Raw genomic sequence first — 14267 nt, 5'->3', positions numbered from 1 at the left:
CCAGCGGCAAACAAGGCAGCCGAGCCGCAACTAGCGTTGCGATCCGAAAATGCGGCCATGGCGCAACTGATTATTAACCCATCAGGGTTACAAATTTACGTCGCCGAACATAATTCCCGGCATGCTCTACCCAGATTGCGGCGCTTCCAGTGTAGCCGCTTTTACGACGCGTGCCGAAAATCGAAATAAACGTGCTTGCCGGATTCATCGCTCAATCGAATTGAGCAATCGACGCTCAACGATAGGAACTGTCACAATTAATATGCCAACCAAGCCGGCTTATCGGCCACCAAAAGCTAAGCGGTTGAAAGATAATAATTATTGAAATAGCGCATAAAGTCGGGACCTGCCAGGCGATCAAGTCTAAACGCACAGTTGGCACGATATGTCGTACCCGATACGGGATTTGGTAAATTGAGGTGGGGACTAACGGCCAACACCGGCCAGCCGCTTGGCGTGGGTAAAAGTCTGGGACAGGTCTTTCAGCCGAACTGGGCGACAACAACCGTGATATTGTCCCTACCGCTGCGCGCCAAGGCCTGATCGATCAGACTATCAGTGGCTTCGCGACAATCGCCGAGCGCCAGCGAAGCGGCGATTTCGGCTTCACTCAATTCTTTGTCCAAGCCGTCGCTACACAGTAAGTAACGGTCGCCCGCCTCGGCCCGGAATCTCAGCACATCCAAAACCAGATCCTGCTGTCCGCCCACGGCACGGGTAATCACATTCGCTCCAACCTGCTGCTCGGCCACTTCCCGAGTCATCAAGCCTGAATCCATCAATTCGTCTAATAGCGTGTGATCGCGGGTCAGTTGCCGGAATCGCCCTCCCCGCAGTTGGTACAGCCGGCTATCCCCCGCCCAAATCGCGGCGCATTCGGCCGCGCAGGCCAGAAGCGCCACAACCGTGGTACCGATGATGTCGCCCTGCTGCAGGCCGGAGGCAAAACGGCGTAGATCTTCGTTGATCTTTTGCAAACGCGCTAATGCCGCTTCAATTTGCCCGTCTAAACTCTCAGTGGGCGCCATGGCCGATAGACTGTCAACCACCAGCCGGCTGGCCAAGTCACCTGACTGGTGTCCTCCCATACCATCGGCAACGACCCATAACCCTTGCGCAGGGCAATTCAGCATCGCATCCTCGTTGTGTTTGCGCTTATTGCCAACCACGCTTACACCATGGGAAGACCAGCTCGGCGTAGCCGGCGGCGATTCGGCGGCCATTTCGGTCTTTGTCACGACCGCCGGATCGATCTGACGAGATTCCAAAGTTTGTTTATGGCTGTGTAATTGCCAGGAGCGCGTGGTTTGCGGGATGCCTTTTAAAAAATCGGCATAAGTCTCGATGGGCGGCAAACCTTCGCAACACAACAGATTGGCAGGGCCGGCCTGGGTGCCGGCCGAAGACCACACGCTGTAGCACGTTAAAAACCTCGCCATCAAGGCTTGGCTCAAGTACGGATACGCCAACCCGCTTTGCGATAAATCACGCATTTCGAAGCCAACGGCCCACTTACCTTGGGGTTGGCGGAAATCCGCATCAGAATTGCCTTGAAAATAATGGGCCGGACCGTGCCGGTTCCAGGAAATACTTGATACCGCTGCGTCGAATGCCTCCAAATCGAAAGACTCGCCCAAAACTGACAGCGCCACATCCTCCAATTGCGCGAACCAATCCGTCTCCGGCAGGAACAAACCCATCACGGCGTCGCTCGGCACCGGCTGCGCCAAAGTCAACGGGTAATAGCGTCCGACCCGGTCGACACTGGGCATCATCACGCCAGCCCAGGCAGTGTTGCCGCAAACTCCGGGGCCGAGGGCGAAGCGCCACAAAGGACTGACCAAAAACGACGATAGCCACTTGTCGCCCAGCGAATCCTGACTGGCGCGCAACGACGATTGCAACCATTGGTCCCAGGGCTCGATGAATTGGCGGGGCAAACGCCGGCTAACAAAATCGCCCAAGCTAGGAACTTTGCCGAAAAAACCGACTGTTGCCGGTTCGACATTCGTCACAAGGCCTCCGGGCAGCGGAAGCTTTGGTATTCGCTAATGCCGAACGGATTGTTTACGCTCGCGGCGTGCAATTCGAAACGGGCGCTGAGGCCTTCTACTTGCACGGTCAGATTGAAGCGATCAGGCAGGCCTGTAGGCTCTATGTTGAATTCATCGAACATACGAAACAGCGCCCAGGCCCCGTCTTTGGCACGGCTAACTTGTTTGCCGTCCAGGGTTTCGAATACCACTCGCACTCCGGCGCTGTTATTGGTTCCCGGCCATTGAAATTTAGTCAGCTGTTCCGGCCCGTGGCGATAGACCAATTCCTGGCCTTCGACATTCAGCCGGAAAGTCCCGACCCGGTCGTCTAAGGACAGCGGCTTCAATTCAAACTGGACTTGCGGCACGGCACCGCCAGCCGGGAAAAACGCATCGCGGATTTTGGCGGCAATCTGGAATTGGCGAATGCTGGCCGGGGCCAAGCCCAGAGCGTTATCGGATTTAAGTTCTTGCCACTGCACAGCAGCAATATCGACGAAAGGTTTCAAATTGGCATTGAAAAACTGGTCGACGATACCGTTCGCGGCAAACACCTTGCCAAAATCGGCCAACAACACATCCTGAGGCGTATTTTTCGCAAATGGATAGCGGCCGGACAAGGCAGCCTTACAGGGAATTGATACGGCGGTTTTCAACATTTCGTTGAGCTGGTTTTTTGCACCGCTCTTGATTTGTTGACCGCCAGTAGCGGTCAAGGCGTTTAAAGAGGCCGCAATAGGCCCCGGTAAGCGGGCGAATTCCATCTTCGCCGCCTGCAGCGGATCAATGCCGCCGCCTGCGGCTTTGGCCGCTTCGGTTGATAGGGCCTGGCCGCCGGCATTGCTGGCCGAACCGATTTGCATCAAATAGTCATGCAGATTTTTAATACTGGAGAGCGCCGAAGCGATCGGCGCCGGACGGTCGGCACCGCCGCGCACTTGCGCGTTAAACGGCTCGAAATAAGCTTCTAACGCTTTAACCGGATCGATGCCTTGCTCGTTCTGTTTGGCCATCGCCAACAATTTCTGGGTAGCGGCCTCCGGCACCGCGACAGCGCCGGCGGCTTTGCTCAGGCTGTCGGCCAAGTCTGCCGAGAGTTTGCTCAGTGAAGTATTTTTTTCGACCAACTCCAGCAACAATTTCAACGGCGAGTCCGGTCTGGACAACAGATCCAGTGTGTCGACCAGCTGGCTGGTCCCGGCTTGCGGCCGGAATTTGACCGCGGCCAAGACGCCATCCCAGGCTTTTTGATAATCGGCCAGATACAACCGTTTGAAATCGCCGTACAAGCGGTCGATTTCGGTCAAGGAATTGCCGGTTTCGACACCCAATACCCAGTTCTGTTCGCTGGCTTCCTTGACGTAAGACATACCCTTTTTCAAAAACAGCTCGGTATAGCCATAAGCGGTGAACACCCCGGGTACCACGATTGAGTCCAACTCTTTGCCATTGGCCGCGACGAAAACCCGGCCGCCATTTGGCGCCAATTGGGCGGCAACGATCAAATCGTGGCTATGGTCAAACAAAGCCTCGCTTTTAAAGCGACTGTAGACTTGATTGACCAACGGTATTTGGCTCAGTTTGTTGCGAACCGCGCCGACAAAGTTGTTATCGATCGCGGCAGGATCCAACGGCAAAGCCAGCAAATTATCCAAATGGGTTTGCAATTTCGCTTGAGTTTCCGGATCGGTGGCGAACATTTGTTCCCAATCCAGCTTGATCCAGGGCTCAGCCACCTTGACGTCCATCCGTTGGGGTTCGCCGAACATCAGATAAACTCGCAATAACTGGTATAACACATCCAGGTTGCTACCTTCGTCGCTCTGCATGCGTTGTTGCAATCGCTGGACGATCTGTACCGCAAAGCCCTCCCTCAACAAGCGCTGGTAGGCCATGTCCACACCGGAGCCGATCTTGTCGCCTTGATCCAATCCAAAACCTGTACTCCAGCCGGCTTGGCGATAAACATCGCCCGCCGCCTGCAGTGCGTTTAGCTTCGGCAACAAGGCCAAAAATCCGCTCCGGGCGTCTTGAGCGACGATATTGCTGGCACGGTAGGCTTCGATTTGTTTGTCGACGTCGGCTATCGCCATTTTATTGGCGGTAAAACTGATTGACCAAACAATGGTGGCGATTGCAACAAACGCAAAGGTAGCGCCGTAGGCGGCAAACGTCATCAGGCGATATCGGCGCTCCACCCGCGGATCGGTGCCGACCAGGTCCGCTTCCGGAAACACCACCTGTTTCAACAATTTGGTCAGAAAATAACTTTTGCCGCGGCCGCTCAATAAAGGAACTGCTTGGCGTTCGAGTCTAAAACTGGCGGCCAGCGCCGACATGATGCGGTCGATAGGGGTGCCTTCCTGGGTGCCGCTGCTGAAGTACACGCCGCGCAATAGAAACGGTTCTTCATAACGATTGGTGGAAAACGTAGCCTGCAAAAAATCGGTAGCAACGGTTTTGAACAGCATCATTTGCTGCGGGAAATCGAAAATGGCCGCTCGCCGCTGAACATCACGTTCTTCCTGCATCCGTTTCAGACGCCGCTGAGTCAGTCGCTCAATCAACTCGTCGTAACCACGTCCGAATTGCTGGATGTGTTCGGCCGGATTGTCGGTGGCCATTTCGGTACGCAGGAAAGTTTCGCCCCATACTTGGCTGCGTTCGTCTTCGGTCAAGTTGGCGAAAAAGTCGTTAAAACCTGCAATTAAGTCGGCTTTGGTAAACAACACGTAAACCGGTAACTGAACACCCAAGCGGTCGTTCAACTCCATGATCCGGCGCCTGACCGCCGCCGCATGCTGCCGCAATTCTTCTTCCGACTGTTGCATCAAGTCGCTGACGCTGACCGCGACGAATACGCCGTTTAATGGCCGGCGCGGCCGGTATTTTTTAAGCAACAGCAGGAAACCCTGCCAAGCGGACGCATCCACCTCTTTATGACTGTCTTGCGTGGTGTAGCGGCCGGCGGTATCCAGCAATATCGCTTCGTCGGAAAACCACCAATCGCAATCGCGGGTACCGCTGACGCCTTTCACCGAATGCGTACCCAAACGCTCGGCCAACGGGAAGTGCAAACCGGAATTGATCAATGCTGTCGTTTTACCCGACCCCGGCGCACCGATAATTGCATACCAAGGCATTTCGTACAGAAATTGGGTACTTCGCTGTTGCTTACCCCCACTAGTTTTCAACAACGCTAACGCTTGTTCAAAACCTCGGCCTAAGATATCCAACTCTGCGGTGGCGGCGGCTTCCGTATCGTTAGCACTATCATTGCCCTCCTTTGCGGCCAAATCGGCCATCAGCTTATGGTCGCGTTGTTGCGAGAAGCGGTAGGCCAATAGCCGATAAATCAGCCAGACAAATACTAATACCCCGATCGTTATTCCTCTGGCCAATTCAGATTCCAACGGCGCGACACCGGCAATTGCCACCAGCGGCCCGATAAACCAGATCATTAGCGATAGGAACAGTATGCCGATCAGTTCCAACACCCATTTACGTTTGAAGAAATTGAATATCCGTTCCACGAGCAGTTCTCACTTAATCAGGATGTCGACACGGCGGTTAAGCGCGCGATGTTCTGCGCTGTCGTTGGGCACCAGCGGCTCTCCATCTGCGCGCCCCTCGGCCCGGGCGGTTCCGCGCAACTGAGCGGAAGCGACCAAAATAGCCAATACATTCTTGGCTCGCGCCGTCGACAAATGCCAATTGGACGGAAACCGGGCTGACACGATGGGTTTATCATCTGTATGCCCGGTGACGAGTATCGAGTCTTGCTGATTCTCGAGTTCCTTAGCGATCTTTTTCAACATCGGAATGAATTCGGGTTTAACCTGATCGCTACCTGATGGAAATGAATTGCGGATACGGATAACGCTATCGTCGACTACTTCTACCATGTTGCTGGCGATCTCGTCGTGCAATAGCGGAATAAAACGTTGCGCCCGGTTTGGCATCGGCGATGGGCTCGCCGGGACGGCCGGCGCAGTAGACTCCACCGCAGCCAGCGAAATCGGTTCCTTACTCAACTTGAGCAGTTCTTTGTAGGTTGGATCTGAGGCGGCGTTGATAAAGAACACAAAGCCCAAATAACACAGCAAGGCCAATCCGGCCGCTATGGTTGCGAACACCCATAAAGGGATACGGTTTAGCAGCGGCTGTACTGCTGTTTTCTGGCCTTGCCAGCGAGGTGACAATTCCGGCGGGCTGTCTCCGCGAACGCGTTGGATCAATTGGTATAGTTCAAGCCGTTGCTTTTCCAACTCGTTCATACCGTTAGCCATGATTCGGTATTTGCCTTCGAAACCGAAACTCAATAAAACATAACAAAGCTCGATCAAAGCCAAATTTTGTGCTGGTTGTCTTACCAATTGATCGAGAATCTGAAAAAATCGCTCTCCCCCCCAGGCTTCCTTGTGAAACACGATCAACAAGCTTTGATGCCCCCAATTGCTTTGTGATCCCCATGGGGTGTTCTGGATAATTTCGTCGAGAAAGCTACATAGGCCATAGCTGGCGATACGCACTTGCTCTTGTTGTAGACCTGAGGCAAGTGCGCGGTTCTCGAATTCGCTGAGCTCCTTAGCGAGTTTTTGTTTTAATTCGTCGATTGCCGAATACGCGACCATTGTCTTTAATCTGGCGGCCAGCGAAAGTAGGCCGGCAGCCAAATCCAAGAACGAAGCGGATGCCGATAACGTCAACGCGCTTATTGGCGGGAGATTTTGAAAACTGGCAGGTGGCGGGGTTACTGATTTTTGTACAGCCCGACTGATCGTGGCGGAGTCAGGCATACGCCCGCCCGGCGACGGGCGTAACACGGTTTTGTCGTCATCACCGAATGGACCATTTTGCGTCATTGCAGCCTACCCTTTTTTAATTGCCCAAAACTCCAGTTCCAGACCTGGAAAATTGCCGCCGATATGAAAAGCAAATCCGCCCGATTCGGCCATTTTTTTCCAATAAGGACTTTGTTTATCGAGCTCGAAATATGAACATCCTGCGTGGTATGGCAATTGCCTCGGCGCAACCGGCAGTGGATGGATAGAAATTCCAGGCAATGCGGCGGTGACCAATTGCGTTATCTCTTCAACCGGACCGATCTTAACCTGGGGCGGGAAATGCATGCGCAGCATTTCCGAGGATACTTGAGCATTGGCAGCGAGTATATAGATCGCGTTTTCCAGTAGTCTTACATCTGGGCGGCCGGAGTAATAAACCGATTGACTGTGTTTGGTGAGCGGTATTTGAATCGCGTTTTGCTCCAATACCATGCTCAGCAAACGCCGCAACTCGTCGATTAATGGAATGAAATTGCAACGCAAATCGTCATGTTGATAAGGCGGAATGGCGATCGGTCTCTTGCTTGAACGATAAAAAGTCGCCAGATCGCCCATTAGCTGTAAACACAGAGAAAATAGGCTTTCTGGATGCACCGAGCTGTCTGCTGCTAAATGTTCGAGTAACGGTTCGTAGCGGTTAATCGTTTGCAACAACATGAAATCCGCTACTTCGGCCACAGCGGCACCATGTGAGGCACCCGCCACTCGGGTTGCTAACGCCTCACCGCGAGTATGCAGCAATCCCTGCAACTCGCGTACAAAGCCCGCTAGGATACGGCTAGCCTTAGATTGCAGCGTCACAGGGATATATTTTTCATCCAACACGACGGTTTTGTCCGCCCGTACTTCGACGATATTCGCAATCCCCAAACACAAATATCCGGAGCGCTCTTGCGAACTCAACAACAACTTCGGACGTATACTCGCTATTTGGACCGGATAACGTCCATCATATCCAGCGTTATTGTCTCTGACGTCCCGATGGTTTAGACGATAGCGTGCTAACCCATCTGGGTTTTGCTCGCTATCGACTTCAACACCATCAGGTCGCTGCAACGGCAAAGATAAGTAAACGATTTCATTACTGGTGCCTGGCGGGACATCTAAAGGTAATGGCAATTCATCTTCGTGTGGCAAGTAAAATGGGGTACCGTCTTGAAAGATACCCCTCGCCTCGCTCAAGCAAATCTTACCTATTGCCAATTGGGCAATGTCAATCTCGATTGTCGAAAAACCCCAGTCGTGCGCTCTGATTCCACGGCAACGTCCATCGACCAGTGTTTCCAGATAACGGTCGTGTTGCTGAAAGTGTTGAGGCCGGAGGAACATGCCTTCAGTCCAAACAATCTTATTGTTGATAGACATACTCTGTTGATCTCGGTTATAGGCTTAAGATGGGAATTTAATCAGGCTGAAGCTCAGCGCCGGCTAAACAAATTCATCTGCTTCTCGTATGCGTCAGCAAATTCATCCCCAAAAAACTCATTGACCGCCAAGGACTTTAATTCCGGATATTTTTCGCAATAAAGCTCCCAACATCTCGCCTTCTTCTGAAACACTAATCCTTCACCCAACGTTTTCTCAAAGGTATCCGGTTCGAATCTTCTCAGTATTTCGGCAAGAGAAGCTTGAATACCCGCGGTAATCGCCATCTGGTGATACTTGATATCTCTAAATGCTTCTGCTACTGCGACATCCGGGGAGATGAATGCCGGGTTATTCGGCGATAGCATGAGTTTAAGCACGCTTTCTACATCAGGATTGAATTTTAGCGGGTTATTTTCAGTTGACCGGATTGTCGTTACAGAAACACGAAATTCACTTTTCATTTCTGCGCGTGCCCGCAGAACGTCCATCAAGCCTTCAATCAAATTTCTGAAGAGTTGGCCAGCCGACATCATCGCTTGGCGGCGCTGCGATTCTTGCAAAAAATCTGTGTCGCTAATCCCCGCACCTTGCAAAAAACATTTGAGCAATTCGCTATTGTCGATTACGCCTGGATGGCTTGCTTTAACACTGCTAACCTCCTCTTGCCTATCTCGAGAGACACTGCTCGCTTGCGGTAACTCAGGCGCTATTCGATCTGCCTGCTCGCTCAACTCTATCCCCGATAGAGGGGATACATCTTGTGGGAATTTTTCAACGGTAAATCGCTTATCGATTGCTGCTGCACCATTGACAACAGGTATGTCAAAAGGTCTTGGATCCTCCAGCGCATCTAACCCTTTCAGAAATTGGGCAATATCTTTAGCCGGTTGAACTGGCGGTGCTGAATTTTCCATCAAGACGTTAGGCACCGAAAAACTGTCTTGAAATGCTTGACTCGGCGGAAATTGTCTATCAGTGTCTTCCGAGAGATTCTCGAGTCCGACCGAAATCGATTCAGTGCCAAAAGGTGTTCCCGCCTCCGTCATGATAGCCTGAGAGAAAGGCCCCCTATCAAACTCGGAAAAATCGATAGCTGAAATATCCGCAGGATCACTGTCTATTTCAACTAAAACCTCATATTCGCCTATTCGCAAAACTTCTTTATCATTTAATGTAATCGATTCGCCATTCAGTTGGACATTAGCATTAACCAAATACGTACCGTTTTTACTAATATCTTTTAATTGATATTGCCCATTGTTATACAAAATTTCGGCATGACGACCTGATACAAAATTTTCCGGATCGCCTAACACCAAGGTGTTTTCTTTTTTCCTGCCTATTGCCCCACCCGATTGATTAAACTCGGCGACTACATTATCAGTTAATCTAGTACCTTTATATGAGATCACTACTAATCTTAGCGTCACGACCAAGTTCCTATATCAGACAATTATATTAATATAGTATCAGGCAGAGAATTGGCAAATGCATTTGCTTAGAAAACTCCCGACTCGCTTTTGCTAATTTCTCCAACATCACATCCCATCAATAATTAAGCTTATCGCTCAGACTATCTTGCGGTTTCCGAATAAGTGCTCTAGAACAGACGCCACTACTTGTTTTGAGCTTCTTCTGTAGAAGAAACTAGATTGGACATACAATCAACCACACTTTCTACATAATTAGAATGCGCTTCCGAGAGCTTCTTTGCGTCGCCAAACTCTTGCCTTAACTCATCTAGGCTTTTTTTGGGGTCGCTAGCTTTATTGAGCTGCAACATCTTTGTATAGTTTTTATACGCTTGCCTACGCAATGGATCCAAAAAAAACAATCCCGGCATATTTGACGATGAAGTTTGGACTACGCATTTTGTCATCTTTTCGGGCGCTATTTTGTAGTCATTAATATCTTTATCTCCTTTCATCTGTTCCAACACCACATTTTGATATTCTTCCTTTTCCGCACACCCCACCAATAAAAATAACGCACAAACTAACATTACTTTCTTCATCTCTGTACTCTTAAACTCAAATATTCATTCCGATTAAAACATTGATTTATGTGTTTTATCAGAAATTTACTCCAAAAAAAACCCCCGCTATCTTTCAATAGCGGGGGTTTGTTTTTCAATCCTAAGTTTTTACAAACCTAGAACACTTTCAAATATTAGATGAAAGTTGGGATCAGCGGAGCGTCAACAGTTACCAATTGACGGTTGCCGTTTGCATCCCAGAAGAACAACAAGCCAGCAAAACGGCTGTCTGGGTCATAGATCAAGTCAGCCAGACGGTAAACTTCCCAAGCAGCATCAGAAGCGGTAACTTCGATAGTGCGGGTTTCACCTGGAGCCAGCGGGCTGTTATCGCTAACAGACAAGCCTTCTTCGGCCAACAAGTCATCAGGATAGTTGGTGTCGTCTTCGTGAACAGCAGGATCCAAGAAGCGAACGCCAGCAGTGTTGAACTCACCCAAACGAATAGCAGAATCGCCATTGTTTGTAACGGTCAAGGTCATTTGCATTGCACGACCAGGAACACGATAGGTAGCATCATCAACTTTTACAGAAACAGTTGACTCAGGCATTTGGTAAGTTTTCATACCACGCAACAAACCAGCTTGCAGCGGAGTAGTAACAGGGTATTTTTCATTAGTAGAAGCCATAGAAGCCGCTACGATTACCATGGTACCAACAGCAAACAACATACCGACTTTTTTGTCACCAGCTGAGATCAAAGAATCTGCTTTGCCAGTGCTTACAGCGATATGGCGTGGAACGAAGATAGGACGTTTGATCCAGAACAGCAACCATGCGAACGCAATTGCGAACCATACAGCGTGCCAGAAGTAAACGTTATCCAGAGCGTAGTTTTCCAAGTTGATGGTTTGACCAGTCAAAGTGGTTACTGGGTTTACGAACTCGCTCATAGAACCAGTTACAGTTACCCATTTACCAGGACCGATGATTGGACCACCGCCTTGTACGTTCATCATTGAGTGAACGTGCCAGTCGCCAGGACGACGAGCTTTCAACAGAACTTTAAACTCATAAACTTCACCGAGTTCCAAAGAAACTGAACGAGGAACCAGTTGACCACCGATCCAAGAACCAGCACGAATAAATACTGGACCAGGGATACCAACGTTCAAGAATGAAACTTCTGGTTTATCAACAGTTTCTGGCCAGCCTGCGAATACCAGGAATTTACCAGAAATTGTCATTGTATCGTTGACAGCCACTTCTTCTTTTGACCAGTTCAGGTCAAACCAGTGAATAGTACGCATACGCATGAACGCAGCCTGTGACTTTTCACCATGAGCAGATGCTGCTGGTGCGTAGAACATCGCTGTTGCCATTGCAACCAACAGTGCGACAAAGGACAGTTTTGCAACTTTGTCTTTTATTATTTTCATATTTCCTCCTCTATTACTAGAGAAATTAAATTAAGACTTTTTGACGGCGACATATTGCCGCCAAGTTCATTTTCTTACTACTTCAAATTAAGAAGCGTCGTCAGCGATGAAGTCAGTTTTAGCAAACCAACGACCGAAGAAGTGCCACAAGAAGTAGATGATGATAGAAACGAAACCGGAGAAGAACGCTGATACAGGAGCAACGTCTTTACCGAAAGTTCTTAATGTACCTTTCTCAACCATACGGATGTACTCAGGTGTACCGGTACGTACGTAGTGGTAACCTTGCAAGTCAGCCAAAGTCATCATCATGCCGTTGTATTCAACAGGAACGTGCAACGGAGCGATAACAGGCCAGTTGCCTGGGTAGAACAACAAACCGTATGCCAAACCACCGATTACAGCGGTCAGAGTCATGCTGTTGCCCAACATCAGAACCACGTCCAGAACGATAGCGCCTGGCAGCAGGTTAGATGGGAAGCAAATATTAACTGGGAAGTAAGTCCAACCCCAGAAGTTCATGTAACGGTTGATCCACTCACCTACCATCAGAGCAACAACAGAAAGAGTTGCGCCAACTGGCAAACGGTATCTCCACCACAAGCAAGCTTGAACAGCTGCAGGGAATGTAATAGAAACGATAGGAGCCACAGTAACCCACAGACGTCTATCTTTCCAGTCGGTCCAGAAGTCCCAGTCACCACCGGTCAACATGTAGTGAATGTGATAGCCACCCAGAACCGCGGTGAACAGTGTAAAAAGAATCATCCAGTCAAACGTACGGGAAACTTGAACCGCTTCCGCACGAGAACGTACAGCTGATTGAGATGCGCTCATTAGCTTACCTCCTAAAGAATTAAAATTATATTTTTTTCACTTCTCTTTATCCTACCGCCACCAGCTAAAGCAGCGGCAGGAAAGGAGATAGTATTTTACTTTTTAAAGATAAGCTATTAAGCCAGATCTTTTTTCAGCAATTTTGCAATTGCCATTACTTCGGTGTTCACAACACCCATTACAGCCAGAGCAGCCCAACCAAAGAATACGAAACCGTAGTGCAATGGAGCAACGAACAACTCTTCCATAAACCAGAATGTGTGACCCCACTCATTCAAACCTACGTTAGGCAGAATCATGAAAGGACCAATAACCGCAACCAAGTACATCAGGTGCAGACCTTCATGGTATGTAGGCAGCCTTGTTTTTGCATACATAAAAGAAGCTGAACCAGTGATGATGTAGATCGGGTATGACAGGTAGAATTCGATGATATGACTTGGAGTAAAGTCGGTATCACGAACGATAGTTTGGTGCCAAGTGCCGTCTTGCTCGGTGAAGTAAGAAGCACCCCAGTAGATAGCCCAACCGTAGCAAACCAACCAAGTCCAGTGAGTGAAGTGACGACGCAATTCTTCACGTGGAGTGATTGACATTACTTTGCGATCACGAGTTTTCCAGATATAGCCATTGATACCAGCAAACAACAGTACTTCGATAACGATCTCGATGTACAGCATGTTCATCCAGTATGTTTCAAACTCAGGCGCGAAAGAGTCAAGACCAGCGGACCAGCCATAAACACCTTCATACCAACGAATGAATGAATAAAAAACCAAGTACAGAGCAACGCCTGCCCACAGGTTTTTTTGATTTAAAAGCGGTGCTTCCGCAGCATCAGCCTTAACTGATTCAGTTGTAGCAGCCATTTCTACCTCCTAAAAGATTATCTAAATCCCCGATCAAATCGGGAGTTCTTTGTTTTTCCTTATTACCAGACTTCTTTCGAAGACACCCACGTCCCTCAAGGTGCGAGGCAGTCTACCACCTAGCAAATTGTTGTCAAGACAATTTCAATTTTTTCCGGCACCCACACAAATAGCCTCCTCAACTTAGCTCTCAATACACTATTTTGCGGCGTACACCTTATAAACGCAGGGGCGCTTTCAGCTTAAAAAGCAACTCATATGCATTCATTGGAGCAAACTGCTCGTTAGTGCTTTGGCGTATAGCCCATCGCTCTTGTAGTAGCTATCTCCCGTCCCGATAGAAGGCATTGTCTAAACCCCAAAGCTCCCGATTCTGTATTCACCACGCTAAGTGGCGAGCGAATTGTGCTCGGAGAATTGGGCGGTCAGCCAGTATTGATCACATTTTGGGCGACCGACTGCCGGGCCTGTATCGAAGAAATTCCGGATTTAATCGCTTTGCACCAACAATTCGCCCACAAGGGTTTGCAAATAATTGCGGTAGCGATGCCTTACGACATTCCCAGCCGAGTAAAGCAGTTGAGCGAAATGCGGAAATTGCCGTATGCAGTAGCCTTGGATATCGAAGGAGTCCATGCGAGGGCCTTTGGAGATGTATCGTTGACGCCCAGCAGTTTTTTGATTGACCGGGAAAGGAATGTCGTTTCTCGGGTGACTGGTCGATTCAATTTAGCTGACTGGCGAGCACGAATTGCCGCAATGTAGTCGAATTGAACGACTCTCTAGGCGGATTAGCAGCCTTACGTGTCCCGTACCTGGATTGAGCCATCGCAACTGCAGGTTGTCTGGCGCACGCAGCTGTGAGAAGAGTCTAGGCAAAAAAAAGCCCGTCTGAG

Annotated in this window: 10 protein-coding genes; 1 reads left to right on the top strand and 9 read right to left on the bottom strand. The window is 49.6% G+C overall.

Annotated features, from left to right (window positions below; all coding sequences use genetic code 11):
* Positions 1-482 precede the first annotated feature (482 nt).
* The 9 genes from tagF to amoC all read right to left on the bottom strand — a co-directional run bounded on the left by tagF (position 483) and on the right by amoC (position 13371).
* A complete protein-coding gene (tagF, locus tag C2U68_RS08350) occupies positions 483-2015 on the bottom strand; it encodes a type VI secretion system-associated protein TagF (RefSeq protein WP_140912031.1) in 1533 nt (510 codons plus the stop codon).
* Positions 2012-5569, bottom strand: coding sequence for a type VI secretion system membrane subunit TssM (gene tssM, locus C2U68_RS08345; RefSeq protein WP_140912030.1), 3558 nt, complete (start codon positions 5567-5569; stop codon positions 2012-2014). The genes tagF and tssM overlap by 4 nt, the downstream gene beginning before the upstream one ends.
* 9 nt (positions 5570-5578) lie before the next feature.
* A complete protein-coding gene (gene icmH / locus C2U68_RS08340) occupies positions 5579-6901 on the bottom strand; it encodes a type IVB secretion system protein IcmH/DotU (RefSeq protein ID WP_140912029.1) in 1323 nt (440 codons plus the stop codon).
* Positions 6902-6907: 6 nt separating this feature from the next.
* On the bottom strand, positions 6908-8248 hold the full coding sequence (gene tssK / locus C2U68_RS08335) for a type VI secretion system baseplate subunit TssK (RefSeq protein WP_140912028.1): 1341 nt from the start codon (positions 8246-8248) through the stop codon (positions 6908-6910).
* 53 nt (positions 8249-8301) lie between these two features.
* Positions 8302-9681 (bottom strand): type VI secretion system-associated FHA domain protein TagH, encoded by a 1380-nt coding sequence (gene tagH, locus C2U68_RS08330; RefSeq protein ID WP_186289546.1) that lies wholly within the window; start codon positions 9679-9681, stop codon positions 8302-8304.
* 185 nt (positions 9682-9866) lie between these two features.
* Positions 9867-10265, bottom strand: a complete 399-nt coding sequence (locus C2U68_RS08325; protein ID WP_140912026.1) for a hypothetical protein — start codon at positions 10263-10265, stop codon at positions 9867-9869.
* A 155-nt stretch (positions 10266-10420) separates the two neighbouring features.
* Complete coding sequence (gene amoB / locus C2U68_RS08320; protein WP_140912025.1) at positions 10421-11665, bottom strand: bacterial ammonia monooxygenase, subunit AmoB; 1245 nt, start codon at positions 11663-11665, stop codon at positions 10421-10423.
* A gap of 87 nt (positions 11666-11752) precedes the next feature.
* The gene (amoA, locus tag C2U68_RS08315) at positions 11753-12502 is read right to left on the bottom strand and encodes a bacterial ammonia monooxygenase, subunit AmoA (RefSeq protein WP_140912024.1); all 750 of its coding nucleotides are present in this window, start codon (positions 12500-12502) and stop codon (positions 11753-11755) included.
* A 116-nt stretch (positions 12503-12618) separates the two neighbouring features.
* Positions 12619-13371 (bottom strand): bacterial ammonia monooxygenase, subunit AmoC, encoded by a 753-nt coding sequence (gene amoC / locus C2U68_RS08310; protein WP_140912023.1) that lies wholly within the window; start codon positions 13369-13371, stop codon positions 12619-12621.
* Positions 13372-13677: 306 nt separating this feature from the next.
* Here amoC and C2U68_RS08305 point away from each other — a divergent pair, with 306 nt between their 5' ends.
* Positions 13678-14136: a TlpA disulfide reductase family protein gene (locus C2U68_RS08305; RefSeq protein ID WP_140912022.1), complete on the top strand. Its 459-nt coding sequence runs from the start codon at positions 13678-13680 to the stop codon at positions 14134-14136.
* Positions 14137-14267: the final 131 nt, after the last annotated feature.

It is taken from the genome of Methylomonas koyamae (assembly GCF_006483455.1).
GTDB lineage: Bacteria > Pseudomonadota > Gammaproteobacteria > Methylococcales > Methylomonadaceae > Methylomonas > Methylomonas koyamae_B.
This window is presented reverse-complemented; position numbering and strand designations above follow the sequence as displayed.

Excerpts from the sequence above, each read along its gene's own strand:
- C2U68_RS08325 (WP_140912026.1), bottom strand. The coding sequence starts at position 10,265 with ATGAAGAAAGTAATGTTAGTTTGTGCGTTATTTTTATTGGTGGGGTGT.
- amoC (WP_140912023.1), bottom strand. The coding sequence starts at position 13,371 with ATGGCTGCTACAACTGAATCAGTTAAGGCTGATGCTGCGGAAGCACCG.
- tssK (WP_140912028.1), bottom strand. The coding sequence starts at position 8,248 with ATGTCTATCAACAATAAGATTGTTTGGACTGAAGGCATGTTCCTCCGG.
- amoB (WP_140912025.1), bottom strand. The coding sequence starts at position 11,665 with ATGAAAATAATAAAAGACAAAGTTGCAAAACTGTCCTTTGTCGCACTG.
- amoA (WP_140912024.1), bottom strand. The coding sequence starts at position 12,502 with ATGAGCGCATCTCAATCAGCTGTACGTTCTCGTGCGGAAGCGGTTCAA.
- icmH (WP_140912029.1), bottom strand. The coding sequence starts at position 6,901 with ATGACGCAAAATGGTCCATTCGGTGATGACGACAAAACCGTGTTACGC.